The organism is Streptomyces sp. NPDC086077 (assembly GCF_040686175.1).
GTDB lineage: Bacteria > Actinomycetota > Actinomycetes > Streptomycetales > Streptomycetaceae > Streptomyces.
Window position 1 is genome coordinate 1 of record NZ_JBFBJT010000038.1, and the last position, 17,532, is coordinate 17,532.

At 68.0% G+C, this 17,532-nt stretch carries 15 protein-coding genes; 8 read left to right on the forward strand and 7 right to left on the reverse strand.

The features are described 5' to 3' along the window. Positions 1-138: 138 nt before the first annotated feature. The 4 genes from rplI to rpsF form a co-directional block, all read right to left on the reverse strand. On the reverse strand, positions 139-585 hold the full coding sequence (rplI, locus tag AB0O67_RS13850) for a 50S ribosomal protein L9 (RefSeq protein WP_365449532.1): 447 nt from the start codon (positions 583-585) through the stop codon (positions 139-141). 17 nt (positions 586-602) lie between these two features. Beyond that, positions 603-839, reverse strand: coding sequence for a 30S ribosomal protein S18 (gene rpsR / locus AB0O67_RS13855; RefSeq protein WP_003949403.1), 237 nt, complete (start codon positions 837-839; stop codon positions 603-605). A 55-nt stretch (positions 840-894) separates the two neighbouring features. Continuing rightward, complete coding sequence (locus tag AB0O67_RS13860; RefSeq protein ID WP_365449534.1) at positions 895-1,491, reverse strand: single-stranded DNA-binding protein; 597 nt, start codon at positions 1,489-1,491, stop codon at positions 895-897. 75 nt (positions 1,492-1,566) lie between these two features. Further along, complete coding sequence (rpsF, locus tag AB0O67_RS13865; RefSeq protein WP_019324683.1) at positions 1,567-1,857, reverse strand: 30S ribosomal protein S6; 291 nt, start codon at positions 1,855-1,857, stop codon at positions 1,567-1,569. 273 nt (positions 1,858-2,130) lie between these two features. Here rpsF and AB0O67_RS13870 point away from each other — a divergent pair, with 273 nt between their 5' ends. The 3 genes from AB0O67_RS13870 to AB0O67_RS13880 all read left to right on the forward strand — a co-directional run bounded on the left by AB0O67_RS13870 (position 2,131) and on the right by AB0O67_RS13880 (position 4,881). Beyond that, positions 2,131-2,442, forward strand: a complete 312-nt coding sequence (locus AB0O67_RS13870; protein ID WP_365449536.1) for a hypothetical protein — start codon at positions 2,131-2,133, stop codon at positions 2,440-2,442. Positions 2,443-2,632: 190 nt separating this feature from the next. Next, complete coding sequence (gene femX / locus AB0O67_RS13875; protein WP_365449538.1) at positions 2,633-3,754, forward strand: peptidoglycan bridge formation glycyltransferase FemX; 1,122 nt, start codon at positions 2,633-2,635, stop codon at positions 3,752-3,754. A 95-nt stretch (positions 3,755-3,849) separates the two neighbouring features. After that, positions 3,850-4,881 (forward strand): alanine racemase, encoded by a 1,032-nt coding sequence (locus AB0O67_RS13880; protein WP_365449540.1) that lies wholly within the window; start codon positions 3,850-3,852, stop codon positions 4,879-4,881. Positions 4,882-5,012: 131 nt separating this feature from the next. On the opposite strand, the gene AB0O67_RS13885 is transcribed toward AB0O67_RS13880, so the two are convergent. Together AB0O67_RS13885 and AB0O67_RS13890 are read right to left on the reverse strand one after the other, a co-directional pair. Continuing rightward, positions 5,013-6,521, reverse strand: a complete 1,509-nt coding sequence (locus tag AB0O67_RS13885) for a glycosyltransferase 87 family protein (RefSeq protein WP_365449611.1) — start codon at positions 6,519-6,521, stop codon at positions 5,013-5,015. Between the two features lie 122 nt (positions 6,522-6,643). Further along, a complete protein-coding gene (locus AB0O67_RS13890) occupies positions 6,644-9,352 on the reverse strand; it encodes a transglycosylase domain-containing protein (protein ID WP_365449542.1) in 2,709 nt (902 codons plus the stop codon). Positions 9,353-9,726: 374 nt separating this feature from the next. Here AB0O67_RS13890 and AB0O67_RS13895 point away from each other — a divergent pair, with 374 nt between their 5' ends. The 4 genes from AB0O67_RS13895 (at position 9,727) to AB0O67_RS13910 (ending at position 13,290) form a co-directional block, all read left to right on the forward strand. Next, positions 9,727-10,410: a helix-turn-helix transcriptional regulator gene (locus tag AB0O67_RS13895; protein WP_365449544.1), complete on the forward strand. Its 684-nt coding sequence runs from the start codon at positions 9,727-9,729 to the stop codon at positions 10,408-10,410. A 45-nt stretch (positions 10,411-10,455) separates the two neighbouring features. Then, positions 10,456-11,538 carry an inositol-3-phosphate synthase gene (locus AB0O67_RS13900; RefSeq protein ID WP_365449546.1) on the forward strand — a complete coding sequence of 361 codons (1,083 nt, stop codon included), beginning with the start codon at positions 10,456-10,458 and terminating at the stop codon, positions 11,536-11,538. Between the two features lie 74 nt (positions 11,539-11,612). Beyond that, positions 11,613-12,875, forward strand: a complete 1,263-nt coding sequence (locus tag AB0O67_RS13905; RefSeq protein WP_365449548.1) for an MFS transporter — start codon at positions 11,613-11,615, stop codon at positions 12,873-12,875. A gap of 214 nt (positions 12,876-13,089) precedes the next feature. After that, entirely contained in the window at positions 13,090-13,290 is a 201-nt protein-coding gene (locus AB0O67_RS13910) for a hypothetical protein (RefSeq protein WP_365449550.1), read from the forward strand. A 115-nt stretch (positions 13,291-13,405) separates the two neighbouring features. On the opposite strand, the gene AB0O67_RS13915 is transcribed toward AB0O67_RS13910, so the two are convergent. Further along, a complete protein-coding gene (locus AB0O67_RS13915; RefSeq protein WP_365449552.1) occupies positions 13,406-14,845 on the reverse strand; it encodes a CCA tRNA nucleotidyltransferase in 1,440 nt (479 codons plus the stop codon). A 257-nt stretch (positions 14,846-15,102) separates the two neighbouring features. Here AB0O67_RS13915 and AB0O67_RS13920 point away from each other — a divergent pair, with 257 nt between their 5' ends. Further along, positions 15,103-17,493, forward strand: a complete 2,391-nt coding sequence (locus AB0O67_RS13920) for a DUF6049 family protein (protein WP_365449554.1) — start codon at positions 15,103-15,105, stop codon at positions 17,491-17,493. The last annotated feature ends 39 nt before the right edge of the window (positions 17,494-17,532 follow it).

The window sequence follows — 17,532 nt, forward strand, 5'->3', positions numbered from 1 at the left end:
CCGGGCGACTTCTACGGCCGCGCGGGCGAGAACTTCGTGCGTGTGGCCCTGACGGCCTCGGACGAGCGGGTGGCGGCGGCGGTCAAGCGCCTCGCCCGAAGGGTGCGGCCCCACTCACTGCTTCAGCGAGCGCAGCACTCAGGCAGCGATGACCTCGATGTTGACCTTGGCGGCAACCTCGGGGTGCAGACGCACGGACGTCTCGTGGGCGCCCAGCGTCTTGATCGGCGAACCAAGCTCGATGCGGCGCTTGTCGACCTCGGGGCCACCGGCAGCCTTGATCGCCGAGGCGACGTCGGCCGGGGTGACAGAACCGAAGAGACGACCGGCGTCGCCGGAGCGAACGGCCAGGCGGACCTTGACGCCCTCGAGCTGGGCCTTCACCTGATTGGCCTGCTCGATGGTCTGGATCTCGTGGATCTTGCGAGCACGACGGATCTGCTCGACGTCCTTCTCGCCACCCTTGGTCCAGCGGATAGCGAACTTCCGCGGGATCAGGTAGTTGCGAGCGTAACCGTCCTTGACGTCGACGACGTCGCCCGCGGCACCGAGGCCGGAGACCTCGTGGGTAAGGATGATCTTCATTAGTAGGTCACCCTCCCTTATCGCGCGGTGGACGTGTAGGGCAGCAGCGCCATCTCACGGCTGTTCTTCACGGCCGTGGCGACGTCACGCTGGTGCTGCGTGCAGTTGCCGGTCACGCGGCGGGCACGGATCTTGCCGCGGTCGGAAATGAACTTCCGCAGCATGTTCGTGTCCTTGTAGTCCACGTACGTGACCTTGTCCTTGCAGAAAGCGCAGACCTTCTTCTTCGGCTTGCGCACAGGCGGCTTCGCCATGGTGATTCTCCTGTGTGATCAAGAAGTGTGGGTGGGCCACCCTCGGCCGTGAGGCCTAGAAGGGGGGCTCGTCCGAGTAGCCGCCACCGCTGCTGCCGGAGCCACCGCCCCAGCCGCCGCCACCGCCGCCGCCACTCTGGTTGCCACCGGCGGGAGCGCCGGTCGCCCAGGGGTCGTCGGCGGGAGCGCCGCCGGCCTGCTGACCGCCACCGGGGCCGCCGCCCCAGCCGCCGCCACCCTGCTGGCCGCCACCGCCACCGCCGCCGTACCCGCCCTGGCCACCTCGGCCTGCGGTCTTGGTGACCTTGGCCGTGGCGTTGCGCAGGCTGGGGCCGACTTCCTCGACGTCCAGCTCGTAGACCGTGCGCTTGACTCCCTCACGGTCCTCGTAGGACCGCTGCTTCAGCCGGCCCTGCACGACGACGCGCATGCCTCGCTGGAGCGACTCGGCGACGTTCTCCGCCGCCTGACGCCAGACCGAGCAGGTCAGGAACAGGCTCTCGCCGTCCTTCCACTCGTTGGTCTGACGGTCGAAGGTCCGGGGCGTGGACGCGACACGGAACTTCGCGACCGCCGCACCGGAAGGGGTGAAGCGCAGCTCGGGGTCGTCGACAAGATTGCCGATGACCGTGATGACGGTCTCGCCTGCCATGGGGGAACCTCTCGGCGGGTTTGCTGCTGGCTGCTGGTGGTGCTACTCGAATCCCGGGATCAGCTGAGCGAAAGCTCAGTGGGTCTCGGGGCGGAGGACCTTGGTCCGGAGGACCGACTCGTTCAGGTTCATCTGGCGGTCGAGCTCCTTCACGACCGCAGGCTCGGCCTGCAGGTCGATGACCGAGTAGATGCCCTCAGGCTTCTTCTTGATCTCGTACGAGAGACGACGACGGCCCCAGGTGTCGACCTTCTCGACCTTTCCGCCGCCGTCACGGACGACAGAAAGGAAGTTCTCGATCAGCGGGGAGACAGAACGCTCCTCGAGATCGGGGTCGAGGATGACCATCACCTCGTAGTGACGCATGTGGAACCCACCTCCTTTGGACTCAACGGCCACGGTCGTTCCGTGGCAGGAGGGTTGTGATGCGTTGTGACGCGTACGCAACGGTATCGGCCACCACTGACAATCGGATCCCCTTGTCGGGGCTCCTGTCATGGCCTGGGCAGACACCGGTGCAGACGGTACAGAGTACCCGCACAGCGGCTTCCGGTTGAAATCCGGCCGTGGTGGCCGTCAATCTGTACACGTCGGGTGTGTATGGCGCTACGATGCGCCGTTTTCCGCAGGAGGTGCCCCATGGCACAGGCATTGCGACCCAACACCGCCGGATCCCTTCTCGCCACGGACGGCCGGCCCCATCCCGTCCAGCACGCGCTGCTCGCGGTGACCCTCCTTCTCGGAGTGGTCTCGTTCATCACGGCGATGTTCCACAGCCTTCATCTGATCAGCTCCTGGGCCGGCCTGCTGGGGCTCTTCACCGGGGCGTACGGCCAGTGGATCTCGGAGACGACCCGCGAACGCTTCGGACTGGTGCTGGGTCTCGGCGCCTCCGCCATCGGCTTCTTCCTGGGCATGGCCCACGGTGGGCTGTTCGGCGGGCTGTTCTGACACTCCCGGGCACTCTTGTCCGACACCTCGCCGAGCCCTTCGGGGCCCGGCGCTCGCCGCCGCGGCCACGACAGGCCGAGGCCAAGGATCAGCACGCCCAGTGAGGGCGCTCGTGGGGCGCAGTAGGCTTCGGCGCGAGAGCCGGAGCCCCTGAACCCATGGGGACACACCAGCCCGAGGAGCGCCCCGAATGAGCCTGACCCTGAGGACCATCAGTCGAGAGCAGCATCTGGCCTATATCCAGAGCCTGCCGTCGGCTAGCCACATGCAGGTCCCGGCCTGGGCTGACGTCAAGGCGGAGTGGCGCTCCGAGAACCTCGGCTGGTTCGACGAGCGGACCGGCGAGCTGGTCGGCGCGGGTCTGGTCCTCTACCGCCAGTTGCCCAAGATCAAGCGCTACCTCGCCTATCTTCCCGAGGGCCCGGTCATCAACTGGTTCACGCCGAATCTGGACGACTGGATCCAGCCGATGCTGGCCCACCTCAAGCAGCAGGGCGCCTTCTCCGTGAAGATGGGCCCGCCGGTGATCATCCGCCGCTGGGAGGCCACGTCCATCAAGAGGGGCATCCAGGACCCGGACGTGAAGCGCCTGCGGGACATCGAGGCCGACTTCATCGAGCCGCGCGCCTTCGAGGTCGCCGACAAGCTCCGTCGGATGGGCTGGCAGCAGGGCGAGGACGGGGGCGCCGGCTTCGGGGACGTACAACCCCGCTATGTCTTCCAGGTGCCGCTGGCGAACCGCTCGCTGGAAGAGGTCCACAAGGACTTCAACCAGCTGTGGCGCCGCAACATCAAGAAGGCCGAGAAGGCCGGCGTCGAGGTCGTCCAGGGCGGTTACCAGGACCTGCAGGAGTGGCAGCGGCTGTACGAGATCACGGCCGTGCGCGACCACTTCCGGCCCCGCCCGCTGGCGTACTTCGAGCGCATGTGGACGGCCCTCAACAGCGAGGACCCCAACCGCATGCGGTTGTACTTCGCCCGCCACAACGGCGTGAACCTCTCCGCGGCGACGATGCTGATCGTGGGTGGGCACGTCTGGTACTCCTACGGCGCCTCGGACAACATCGGCCGTGAGGTCCGGCCCTCGAACGCGATGCAGTGGCGGATGCTGCGCGACGCCTACGCGCTCGGGGCCACCGTCTACGACCTGCGCGGCATCTCCGACTCGCTGGACGAGTCGGACCACCTCTTCGGCCTGATCCAGTTCAAGGTAGGCACCGGCGGACAGGCCGCCGAGTACCTCGGCGAGTGGGACTTCCCGCTGAACAAGCTGCTCCACAAGGCGCTCGACATCTACATGTCGCGCCGCTGAGCGGCACCGGCGGCCCCGGCCGTTCGACTCGACAGCTCCGATCGCTTCCACACCTCTGATACACCGCAGCCACGAGAAAGGTTCCAGGTCCGGCCATGGCGCTCACGCTCTACGTCGACACCGCGCGCTGGCGGGCGCATCACAAGCACGTGCAGGAGCAGTTCCCGGGTCTCGTCCCGGTCTGCAAGGGCAACGGCTACGGCTTCGGACACGAACGCCTGGCGGAGGAGGCCACACGTCTGGGCTCGGACGTCCTCGCCGTCGGCACGACGTACGAAGCCGCGCGCATCAAGGACTGGTTCGGCGGCGACCTGCTGGTGCTGACGCCGTACCGCCGGGGCGAGGAGCCCGTGCCGCTGCCCGACCGCGTCATCCGCTCGGTCTCGTCGATCGACGGCGTGTACGGCCTCGTGGGTGCCCGCGTGGTCATCGAGGTGATGTCCTCGATGAAGCGTCACGGCATCAGCGAACAGGACCTGGCGCAACTGCACTCCGCCATCGAGAACGTGCGGCTGGAGGGTTTCGCCATCCACCTGCCGCTGGACCGCACCGACGGCTCGGACGCCGTCGAGGAGGTCATCGGCTGGATGGACCGGCTGCGCGCCGCCCGGCTTCCGCTGCACACGATGTTCGTCAGCCACCTCAAGGCCGAGGAACTCGTCCGGCTGCGGCAGCAGTTCCCGCAGACCCGTTTCCGCGCCCGTATCGGCACCCGGCTGTGGCTGGGCGATCACGACGCCACCGAGTACCGCGGCGCGGTCCTGGACGTCACCCGCGTCTCCAAGGGCGACCGTTTCGGCTACCGGCAGCAGAAGGCGGCCTCGGACGGCTTCCTGGTGGTCGTGGCGGGCGGTACGTCGCACGGGGTGGGCCTGGAGGCCCCCAAGGCTCTGCACGGCGTCATGCCGCGCGCCAAGGGCGTCGCGCGCGCCGGCCTCGCCACGGTGAACCGGAACCTCTCGCCGTTCGTCTGGGGCGGCAAGCAGCGCTGGTTCGCCGAACCCCCGCACATGCAGGTGTCCATCCTGTTCGTGCCGTCGGACGCCCCGGAGCCGAAGGTCGGTGACGAGCTGGTGGCCCATCTGCGGCACACCACCACGCAGTTCGACCGCATCGTCGACCGCTGACCGGCTGGCACCTCCCCCGACAGCCCGAAAGGCCGTACACGGAGACACCGTGTACGGCCTTCCTCGTTGCCTGCCTCGGGGCTGCGACTGGCCGACCCCGTGTGCCCAGGACCATCCGAAGGTCTGTTCGCTCAGAGCGAACTGCCGGTCGCCTTGCCCTTGCCCCACTCCACCTGAGGCCCCTCGAACTGGGCAGCGTGCCGCGGTGGATGGGCCGCGGCCCCGAGGACGAACACGTCGTCCGCCCGGTCGAGCACGCCTCCGGAGGGGTCGTCCTCACCGTTGCGGCGCACCACGTCCCGGTCCGGCATGAGGATGTCTCGCACAACGAGGGCGCAAAGGTACAGGGTCCCCAGCAGGTGCACACCGATCGCCCAGTGGTAGCCGTCGGTCGGCAGTCCCTTGTGGGCGTCTCCGCTGGTCGTGTACGCCAGGTACATCCAGATCCCCAGGAAGTACGCCACTTCGCACGCCTGCCAGATCAGGAAGTCCCGCCACTTCGGCCGGGCCAGCGCGGCCAGCGGGACCAGCCACAGGACGTACTGCGGTGAGTAGACCTTGTTGGTGAGGATGAACGCCGCGACGATCAGGAAGGCCAGCTGGGCGAAGCGCGGACGGCGCGGCGCGGTGAGGGCGAGTGCCGCGACGCCCACGCAGCACAGCAGCATCAGCAGCGTGGCGAGCGTGTTGACCGTCTCGGTGCTGAGCGGATCGCTGGAGTTCTGGACCAGGATCAGCCAGAAGGATCCGAAGTCGACGCCGCGCTCCTGGCTGAACGTGTAGAACTTCGACCAGCCCTCGAAGGCGAAGAGCATCACCGGCAGGTTCACGACCAGCCAGGCGACGCCCGCGCCCGCCAGCGCCTTGCCGAAGTCCCGCCACTTGCCCGCGCGCCAGCACAGCACGAACAGCGGCCCCAGCAAGAAGAGCGGGTAGAGCTTGGCGGCCGTGGCGAGGCCCAGGAGCACGCCGAAGGCGACGGAACGGCCCCGTGCCCACATCAGCATCGCCGCGGCCGTCAGAGCGACCGCCAGCAGGTCCCAGTTGATGGTGGCGGTCAGGGCGAAGGCGGGCGCCAGGGCGACCAGCAGACCGTCCCAGGGTCGCCGCGCGTGCGTCCGGGTCACACAGACGGCGATGACGGCCACGCAGACCATCAGCATCCCGGTGTTGACCATCCAGTACCACTGCTGCTGGTCCTGGAGGCTTCCGCTGCCGGGCGTGATCCAGGCGGCCACCTCCATGAACACGCCGGTCAGCACCGGGTACTCAAGGTACTCCATGTCGCCCGGGAGCCTGTCGAAATACGGCACGAGCCCTTCGGAGAAGCCGCGCCCGCTGTAGAGGTGCGGGATGTCCGAGTAGCACGCGTGCGTGTACTGCGAACTGGCGCCGAAGAACCAGGCACCGTTGTAGCAGGGTGCCTTCTGGGCCAGTCCGAGGGCGAAGACCCCGATCGCCACGAGCACGATCACGCGCGCCGGGGTCCACCAGGACGTCCCGAGCAGGGCGCGCCGGCCGAGGGGACCGCCGATCAGCTCGCTGCCACGCGCGGCGACCTCGTCGACCCTGGTGGGCCGCACCGGTTCGGGCTCGCGCTCGCTCGCTTGCGTCGTCTGTGCACTGGGCATGGGGCACATCCTGCCGTACGTGTCCGGGAATACGACGAGGGCCGCCGCACCTGTCAGGTGCGGCGGCCCTCGTTTCACGTGAAACAACGATCCGGTTTCACGTGAAACACCCACGATGGGCGATACGTCGGCTACTCGTCCGGGCCTCCGAAGAGCCCGCCCTGGCCGCCGTTGTTGTTACCGCCACCGTTGTTGTTACCGCCGTCCTCATCCGTCTCACTGGGTGAGGGCGACGTCGTCACACCACCGTCGGTACCACCCGCGTCCGTCCCGCCGGGCCCGGTGTCACCGGTCTCCTCGCAGTCCCAGTCGAAGGGAGGGCAGGTCTCGGTCACCGAGGGCGAGGGAAGGACCTCGGACTCCGTGGGCGTCGGGGTGGGCGACGGGCTCTCCTCCTCGGTCTCGGTGACCGAGGGAGTCGGCGTCGGGATCGGGTCCTCGTTGAGCACCTCACCAATGGGCTCGGGAACGGGGAACTTCACGACCGGCTTGCCCTTGAGCGCCAGCTCCATGTAGTCGTGCCAGATCTCGGACGGGAACGAGGCACCGTGAATCGACTTCTGGTTACCCGTTCCGTACATCTCCAGGAACGTACGGTTCTTGATGTTCTCGTCGTCGGGGTAGCGGAACATGCTGATCGCGGTCGACAGCTGCGGCGTGTAGCCGACGAACCAGGCCGACTTGTTGCCGTCGGTCGTACCGGTCTTGCCTGCCACCTCGCGGCCCGCGAGCTGGGCGTTGGTGCCCGTTCCGTCCTCGACCACGGTCTTCAGCACGTCGGTGACGTTGTCGGCGACCTTGGTCGTGAAGGCCTCTTTGTCCGTCGTCTCGTGCTCGTAGAGCGTGCCGTCCTTGTTGGTGACCTTCTCAACCGAGTAGGGGTCGCGCTGCTTGCCGCTGGCGGCAAAGGTGGCGTACGAGCCCGCCATGCGGATCGCGCTGGGGTCGGAGACACCCAGGGAGAACGACGGGTAGTCCATGCCCGCCAGGCTGTCCTTGAGGATGCCCGCATCGGTGGCCGCCTCCGCCACCTTGTCCAGGCCCACGTCCATGCCGAGCTGAACGTAGGCCGAGTTCACCGAGTGCTGCATCGCCTCGCGGAGGTCGATCTTGTACTTCGGTGCGTCGCCGTAGGTCTGGTCACCGTCGTTGACCTGCAGCCACTCCTTGCCCTTGTCGTCGTGCCAGACCGTCCCATCGTAGTTGTTGATCTTGAGCTTGTTCTTGCCGCTGTAGAGGCTCTTGGAGGAGACGACGGTGCGTTCGTCCTGGGGCTGGGTGGCTTCGAGCTCAGGATCGCGGACGCCCCACTTCATGGCCGCCGCGAGCACGAACGGCTTGAACGTCGACCCGACCTGGGCGCCGGTCTCGTTCGCGTTGTTGGTGAAGTGCTTGGTCGCGTCCTCACCGCCGTAGATGGCCACGATGGCGCCGGTCGCCGGATCCACGGAAGCCCCACCGAACTGGACGTGCGTGTCGGTCTTCGGGCGCTTCTTGGGATCGATGTTGGCCTTCTGGACCTTCTTCACCGACTTCTCGAGCGCGTCGATCTTCTTCTTGTCGAAGGTCGTCTTGATCGAGAGACCGCCCTCGCGGAGCTTTCGCTCGGTGACGCCGGTCTTCTCACTGTTGTTGACCAGGTAGCCGTTGGCGAGGTCGACCAGGTAACCGATCTGGCCGCTCAGCGCCCGGTTGGCCCGGGGGTTCTCGACCTTGGGGAGCTTGGTGTGCTTGGCCCGTTCCGTGGCGTCGAGGTGGCCGTACTCGACCATCTTGTCCAGCGTGTCCTGCATCTGCCTCAGGGCCCGCCTCTTGTTGGCCTCCTCCGTGGCGGCAGGGTCGATGGACGTGGCGCCGGCCGGGTCGTAGTACGTGGCGCCCTTGAGCATGCCCGCCAGGAACGCGCACTCGCCCGCGTCCAGATCGATGGCGTCCTTGTTGAAGTACGCCCGGGCCGCGGCCTGGATGCCGAAGGCGCTACGGCCGTAGTACGCGGTGTTGAGGTAGCCCTCCATGATCTCGTCCTTGGGGAGGGAGGCGCCCACCTTGATGGAGACGAAGAGCTCCTTGAACTTACGCGTGGCCGTCTGCGACTGGTCGTCCAGCATGGCGTTCTTGACATACTGCTGGGTGATGGTGGAGCCACCCTGCGTCTGGCCGCCCCGGGCCATGTTGAACACCGCGCGGGCGATGCCCTTCGGGTCGATGCCCTTGTCCGTCTGGAAGGTCTTGTTCTCCTGCGAGATGACGGCGTACTGCATGTTCTTGGGGATCTGCGCCAGATTGATGATCTGCCGGTTCGTCTCCCCGCCCGTGGCCACCATCTCGGAGCCGTCGGCCCAGTAGTAGACGTTGTTCTGTGCCGTGGCCGTGTCGGCGACGTTGGGCACTCCCACCATGGCGTAACCGATGCCCGCGACGGCGATCATGCTGCCGAAGAAGCCCAGGCACAGGCCGGAGGCGAGTTTCCACGAGGGCATCCAGCGGCGCCAGCCGTCCTGGCCGGCACGCGGATAGTCGATGATCCGCTTCCTGTCGGAAGCCGCGCGTCCCCGACCTGGTCCGGTCGTGCCTGCGCGCCGGCCACCCCGGCCGGGGTCTGCTGCTCTGCGGCGACTGCCACCACTCCTCTGTGCCGCGCGCCGGGCCTCGGCGCGGCCGCCGTACGGCCGCTCCTCGCCTCCCGGTCCAGAGGACTCCGACCCGTACGTGTCGGAAGGAGACCCGGTGGCGCCTCGCGGTGCCGCACGGCGGCCGGAGGACGAACCGGACTGGCCGCGTCGGGCCGCGGCACGTCCGCCTCCCTGCGGCTGCGGCGGTTTGCGACGGTGCTCGCTCATCGAACGACTACTCCTAGGGCAGGCGCACCCTGGCGCGCCTGGAAACGGCGGCTGGTTTCCGGTCCCCCCGAAGTACGGATGTGGTCGGTCCCTCATTCACCCGTACTGCACCGGGGACAAGGACGCCCCCAGACGCAACTTGGTTCCCGGTGGTGTGCATGCCGCACAGACTACGCAGCACCAAAACGCACCTAGTCCTGAAGTTCACCCCAAAACAGGCAAGTTGCTTCCTACGAATCAGTGATGTGACGCCGTTCACGATTCCCCCTCTTGTCGCATTCCAGGAGGCGTTCTATCGTGCTGATGTATCGAGTCGATACATCAGCTCGGCATAATGACCGTGACGGCGCGACCGCAGCAGAGAGGAGGCGACCATGAGCCGGCGTTCCGGGATCCTGGAATTCGCCGTACTCGGCCTGCTCCGCGAATCACCGATGCACGGCTACGAGCTGCGCAAACGGCTCAACACGTCGCTGGGTGTGTTCCGGGCGTTCAGCTACGGGACGCTTTACCCCTGCCTCAAGACGCTGGTCGCCAACGGCTGGTTGATCGAGGAGCCGGGGAACACCACAGAGGATGCCCTCGCCGCTCCCCTCGCCGGACGCCGCGCCAAGATCGTCTACCGGTTGACGGCGGAAGGTAAGGAGCACTTCGAGGAGCTGCTCGCCCAGACGGGGCCGGACGCGTACGAGGACGAGACCTTCGCCGCCCGGTTCGCCTTCTTCGGCCAGACCTCCCGTGACGTACGCATGCGCGTACTGGAGGGCCGCCGCAGCCGGCTGGAGGAGCGCCTGGAGAAGATGCGCGCCTCCCTCGCCCGCACCCGGGAGCGCCTCGACGACTACACGCTTGAGCTCCAGCGCCATGGGATGGAGTCCGTGGAGCGCGAAGTGCGCTGGCTGAACGAGCTCATCGAGAGCGAGCGGGCCGGGCGGGACCTTCACGGTTCGGCCACCGGGGGGTCCGCTCAGCAGGACACCACATCTGGAACGTCGGGCGACCTGCCCCGGCCCGGGGACACCTCCCGGCCGGATTCGCCCGACGACACCGCCACGTGAGGTCCCCGTCAGGACCTCACCGAATACACACAGGGAGCAACCGGAATGGGTTCGGTTCGCGTAGCCGTCGTCGGCGTGGGCAACTGCGCCGCGTCGCTGGTGCAGGGAGTCGAGTACTACAAGGACGCCGACCCGGCGTCCAAGGTCCCCGGCCTGATGCACGTCCAGTTCGGCGAGTACCACGTCCGTGACGTGGAGTTCGTCGCCGCGTTCGATGTCGACGCGAAGAAGGTCGGCCTCGACCTCGCGGACGCCATCGGCGCCTCCGAGAACAACACCATCAAGATCTGCGACGTGCCCAGCACGGGCGTGACCGTCCAGCGCGGCCACACCCTGGACGGTCTCGGCAAGTACTACCGCGAGACCATCGAGGAGTCCGCCGAGGAGCCGGTCGACGTCGTCCAGGTCCTCAAGGACAAGCAGGTCGACGTCCTCGTCTGCTACCTGCCCGTCGGCTCCGAGGACGCGGCGAAGTTCTACGCCCAGTGCGCCATCGACGCCAAGGTCGCCTTCGTCAACGCCCTCCCGGTCTTCATCGCCGGCACCAAGGAGTGGGCGGACAAGTTCACCGAGGCCGGCGTGCCGATCGTCGGTGACGACATCAAGTCCCAGGTCGGCGCCACCATCACGCACCGCGTCATGGCGAAGCTGTTCGAGGACCGGGGCGTCATCCTGGACCGCACGATGCAGCTGAACGTCGGCGGCAACATGGACTTCAAGAACATGCTCGAGCGTGAGCGCCTGGAGTCCAAGAAGATCTCCAAGACGCAGGCCGTCACCTCGCAGATCCCCGACCGGGACCTCGGCGAGAAGAACGTCCACATCGGCCCGTCCGACTACGTCGCCTGGCTGGACGACCGCAAGTGGGCGTACGTCCGCCTGGAAGGCCGTGCCTTCGGTGACGTCCCGCTGAACCTGGAGTACAAGCTCGAGGTCTGGGACTCCCCGAACTCGGCCGGTGTCATCATCGACGCACTGCGCGCCGCGAAGATCGCCAAGGACCGCGGCATCGGCGGCCCGATCCTCTCCGCGTCGAGCTACTTCATGAAGTCCCCGCCGGTGCAGTTCTTCGACGACGTGGCCCGCGAGAACGTCGAGAAGTTCATCAAGGGCGAGGTCGAGCGCTAAGGCTCACCCTTTCCGGGCAGAGGGTCCCCGAGGCAGTGTGCCCGGGGACCCTCCCCGTATGTGAGGCTGTGCCCATGGCCGTCGTACGCGATCTACGCGTCCTGCTCCGTTTCCGGAACTTCCGGCGCCTGCTCGCGGTACGGCTGCTCTCCCAGGGCGCCGACGGCGTGTACCAGGTCGGCCTCGCCACCTACGTGGTCTTCTCCCCGGAGCGGCAGACCTCGCCCGCCGCGATCGCCTCAGCCATGGCGGTACTGCTCCTGCCGTACTCCCTGGTGGGCCCCTTCGCCGGCGTCCTGTTGGACCGCTGGCGCCGCCGCCAGGTGTTCCTGTACGGCAACCTGCTGCGCGCCCTGCTGGCGTCGGCGACAGCGATCCTGATGATCAGCCAGGTCCCGGACTGGCTCTTCTACGTCTCCGCGCTGTGCGTCACCGCCGTCAACCGCTTCGTCCTCGCGGGCCTGTCCGCGGCGCTGCCCCGGGTCGTCGACGAGGACCGCCTGGTGATGGCCAACTCCCTCTCCCCGACGGCCGGGACGCTCGCTGCGACCGCCGGCGGTGGCCTCGCCTTCGTCGTACGGCTGGTGCTCGCGGACTCGGACGCCGCCGTGGTGCTGGTCGGCGCCGCGCTGTACCTCTGCTCGGCACTGGCGTCGCTGCGGATGGGACGCGAACTGCTGGGCCCCGACCGCACACTGGTGCGGCCTCGCCTGAGGGCAGCGCTCTCCGGCACCACACGCGATCTCGTGGCGGGCCTTGGCCATCTCGCCGCGCCCGCACGGCGTGAGGCCGCCTGGGCGCTGGCATCCATGACGCTGATGCGGTTCTGCTACGGCGCTCTGACGGTCATGTTGCTGATGCTCTGCCGCTACGCCTTCAGCTCGAACACCGACGACGGACTCGCCCTGCTGGGGCTGGCGGTGGGCGTTTCGGGCGCAGGTTTCTTCGCGGCGGCGGTGCTGACCCCGTGGGCCGCCGGACGGTTCGGTCCCGGACGTTGGATCGTCGTCTGCGCGGCCTCCGCCGCCGTCCTGGAGCCCGCGCTCGGCCTGCCCTTCGCCACCGGGCCCACGCTCGTCGCCGCCTTCGTCCTGGGCCTGACCACGCAGGGCGCGAAGATCTCCACGGACACCCTCGTGCAGTCGTCGGTCGACGACGGCTTCCGGGGCCGGGTCTTCTCGCTCTACGACGTCCTGTTCAACGCCGCCTTCGTCGCCGCCGCCGGAGTCGCCGCCCTGATGCTGCCGCCGGACGGCCGCTCTGTCCCCCTGGTCCTGACGGTGGCGGCGATATACGGGCTGGTCGCGGCAGCTATGGCCCGCTTTGGACGCCAGTAAGCGTCACATCACAGACACAGAGGCCCTCCTGGCCGCCGAGTTGTCAGTGCGGCGCTGTAACTTACGTGCGTCTTATGCGCGGGAGTTACAGCGCTTCTCACGTCCAGTTTTCAGGGGACCACCCCCCAACCCGTACGCGCAGGGCCAGCAGACTCAGGGCCAGAACCCCAGAACCCCTTCGCGCAGGGCCAACAACGCGTCGGTCGGCGACTGCATGAGCATCTCCAACCCGGACAGCATCACGGACCCGGACCTGGAAGTCGTCGACTGCGGCGACGCCAAGGCGGAGTTCAAGGTCGCCGAGAAGAAGGACGGCACGTCGGAGGGGTGCGATCGCACCAAGTACAGCGAGTACAGCGAGACCGGTGGCAGCGACGACTTCACGCTCTGCCTGGAGGAGCTCTCGGCCCAGTAGAACCTGGGACCTGACGAGGGGCGATGTTTCACGTGAAACATCGCCCCTCGTCGACTTCTGGAAATCTTGTGACGGGCCGATGTTTCACGTGAAACATCGGCCCGTTTCCTGTGCCTCAGCTCTGCCCGGCCCACCACTCCTTGAGCGCCGCGACCGCCTCGTCATGCCCCATCGGGCCGTTCTCCAGGCGCAGCTCCAGCATGTGCTTGTAGGCGCGGCCGACCGCGGGGCCCGGCTTGACGTCCAGGATCTCCATGATCTGGTTGCCGTCGAGGTCGGGACGGATGGCGTCCAGTTCCTCCTGCTCCTGGAGTTGGGAGATTCGCTCCTCCAGGCCGTCGTACGCCCGTGACAGCGCCGCCGCCTTGCGCTTGTTCCGCGTGGTGCAGTCCGAGCGAGTCAGCTTGTGGAGACGGCCGAGAAGGGGCCCCGCGTCCCGGACATAGCGACGGACGGCCGAGTCGGTCCACTCACCGGTGCCGTAGCCGTGGAAGCGGAGGTGGAGCTCGACCAGACGCGCGACGTCCCTCACGAGTTCGTTGGAGTACTTGAGCGCCGTCATCCGCTTCTTGGTCATCTTGGCGCCGACCACCTCGTGGTGGTGGAACGAGACCCGGCCGTCCTTCTCGAAGCGACGGGTCCTCGGCTTGCCGATGTCGTGGAGCAGCGCGGCCAGGCGGAGAGTCAGGTCGGGACCTTCCTCCTCCAGCGCCATGGCCTGCTCCAGGACGATCAAGGTGTGGTCGTAGACGTCCTTGTGGCGGTGGTGCTCGTCACTCTCCAGCCGCAGGGCCGGCAGCTCCGGCAGCACATGGTCGGCGAGCCCGGTGTCGACCAGCAGCCTCAGGCCCTTGCGCGGATAGGGGGAGAGGATCAGCTTGTTCAGCTCCTCCCGGATCCGCTCCGCCGAGACGATCTCCAGGCGCCCGGCCATCTCCTTCATCGCCGTGACGACCTCCGGTGCCACCTGGAAGTCGAGCTGGGCCGCGAAGCGCGCCGCCCTCATCATCCGCAGCGGGTCGTCCGAGAAGGACTCCTCGGGGGTGCCCGGCGTACGCAGCACCTGGGCGGCGAGATCGTCGCGACCGCCGTGCGGGTCGATGAACTTCTTCTCCGGCAGCGCGACGGCCATCGCGTTCACGGTGAAGTCACGCCGGACGAGATCCTCGTCGATGGAATCGCCGTACGAGACCTCCGGCTTGCGCGAGGTGCGGTCGTAGGCCTCCGAGCGGTAGGTGGTGACCTCGATCTGGAAGCCGTCCTTCTGCGCACCGATCGTGCCGAAGGCGATACCGACGTCCCACACGGAGTCCGCCCACGGCCGGACGATCTTCAGTACGTCCTCGGGGCGGGCGTCGGTCGTGAAGTCCAGATCGTTGCCGAGCCGGCCGAGCAGCGCGTCCCGGACCGAGCCGCCGACCAGGGCGAGTGAGAACCCGGCCTCCTGGAAGCGGCGGCCAAGGTCGTCGGCGACAGGGGCGACCCGCAGCGGCTCACTCGTCGCACGGGGCGGCACCTGACTCAGGGCACGGGTGTCATCGTTGGCGTTCGGCACAACAGAACAGGGTACGTGGCCCCGACCACCGCGAGCGTCTCGATTAAGGGCGGGCGGACACCGGACCTGATCCGGCACAAGACCAGCCCTCAGGACGGTTCGGAAGTGTTCCTCTTAATAGGCACATAAACGGGACAGCGGCCTCCGCTCCCCCGATCTTGTGGACCGGACCGCGGCACTTCCCCTCAGCGGGCATCGTTACCATGCGTGGACGCACATCCGACGACCACTGACGACGACGAGGGACGGGCAAGCGCGTGGCCGAGGCGGCAGACTTCCAGGGGACGAGTCCCTCAGCTGCCCGCCGGTGGCTGAGGCGCACCGGAGCGCTGCTGGCCGGGGCGCCGCTGCTGGCGGGGCTTCTCCAGTTGTCCGCCGCCCCTGTCGCACAGGCCGCCGAGCAGGACTCCGCACAGCAGGCTTCCGGCTCGCGCACCGTGTCCGTCGCCCTCGACTCGCTCAGCCCCAGCGCCCCCACCGGCGGCGACATCCTGACCATCTCCGGCACGGTGACCAACAAGGGCAGGCAGCCGATCACCGACGCCCATGTGGACCTGCGCACAGGACCCGAGATCGACACCCGCTCGTCGATCGACAGCGCCGCCAGGCGCACCGGCCACTCCCCGGACGCCGACGGCACGCAGATCGACGACACCTACCGCCAGGACTTCGCCAGTCTCACGCCGGGCGTCGCCCAGCCCTTCAGCATCGCCGTGCCCGTCGACGAGCTCGATCTCGGCGACGCCGGCGTCTACCAGCTCGGTGTCTCCCTCTCCGGCGAGACCTCCGCGCAGCCCTGGGACCAGGTGCTGGGCATCCAGCGCACGTTCCTGCCGTGGCAGCCCGAAGAGGCCGACACGAAGACGAGGACGACGTTCCTGTGGCCGCTGATCTCGACCGCGCACATGACGGCGGAGACGGGTTCGAACGAGCAACAGACGCCGGTCTTCCGCAGTGACGAACTGGCCAAGGAGATCTCCCGGGGCGGCCGCCTTGAACAGCTCGTCTCGCTGGGCCGGGACCTCGACGTCACCTGGGTGATCGACCCCGACCTCCTCGCCTCCGTGGACGCGATGGCCCGTGGCTACCGCGTGCAGGGCGAGGGCGACGCCACAGCGCCGGGCAGGCAGCAGGCGATCGCCAAGCAGTGGCTGGCCGATCTGCAGAAGGCGGTGACGGACAAGGAGGTCGTCGCCCTGCCCTATGCCGACCCGGACCTGGCCTCCCTCGCCCACAACGGCACGAACGTCACCGGCTCGCTGAGCCGCCTCAAGGAGGCCACGGACGTCGTCGCCAACACGGTGGAGCCGATCCTCCACGTGAAGCCGAACACGGATTTCGCCTGGCCCGTCAACGGCGCCGTCGACCCGTCGATCGTGAAGGTCGCCACCTCCGCCGGCGCCGACAAGGTCATCACCCGCAGCGACAGCCTGGAGGAGACCGGCGCGCTGTCGTACACGCCCTCCGCGGCCCGTCCCATCGGCGGCGGCACCACGGCGGTGGTCGCGGACACGCGGCTGTCCACGGCCTTCCAGGGCGATCTGACGAGGGCCTCCGTGAAGACGCTGTCCGTGCAGCGGTTCCTGGCCCAGAGCCTCGCCCTCAACCTGCAGACGAACCAGCAGCGCAGCATCGTCGTCGCCCCGCAGCGCATGCCGACCGCGAGCCAGGCCCAGGCCATGGCCGAGGCGATCTCGTCACTGCAGACCGGCGGCTGGAGCGAGTCGCAGGACCTCGGCGCGGCCGCCAAGGCCAAGCCGGACCCCGCGGCCTCAACGAAGGTGCCGTCGGGCTCCGAGTACCCCTCCTCGCTGCGCAAGCAGGAGCTGCCGCGCTGGGCCTTCGAGCAGATCGCGCGGACGCAGGCCAAGCTCGACAGCTTCCGGGTCATCCTCACCGACCAGTCCCGCGTGGTGACGCCCTTCGGCAGGGCCATAAACCGTGAGATGTCCACGTCCTGGCGCGGCCGGGCCACCGAGGCGCAGAACTACCGGGACGGCGTGGAGGACTACCTCGACGGCCTCGCCGCGGGGGTCACGCTGATCGACAAGTCGGAGACCAAGCTCTCCGGCCGCAGCGCCACGATCCCGGTGACCGTCCAGAACAACCTGGTGCAGGATGTCGACCACCTGGTCCTGCGGCTCACCTCCACCAGTCCGACCCGGTTGGAGTTCGGCGGGACCGGCTACGCCGAGCAGCCCGTCACGGTCTCGGGCGGACACAGTCAGTCGGTGAAGTTCGGCACATCGGCCAACGCCAACGGCCGGGTGACGGTGAAGGCCCAGCTGTTCACGAAGGACGGCAAGGCCTACGGTCCGCCCGTCTACTTCGACGTGAAGGTCACCGAGATCACCGCCACGGTGATGCTGGTCATCGGCGGCGGCGTCCTGCTCCTTGTCCTCGCCGGCTTCCGGATGTACACCCAGCGCAAGCGGGCGGCCTCCCGGGAGGCCGAGGAGGAGGGCACGGACACGTCCGGTGAATCCGACGAGGCCGCGCAGAACCCCGAAGGCCTCGTGGACCGTCTCCAGGAGGAGTCCGGTTCCCGGCCCGGTGCAGGCGACCCGGAGCAGCCGAGTGACCCTGGGCCGGACACCCCAGCGGAAAGCGCCGACCCGTCCGGGACGGGTGAGAGAGTGGACCGTTGACATGTCGTGGCCGGTGGGCCCGGGACGATGAGGTGGGGT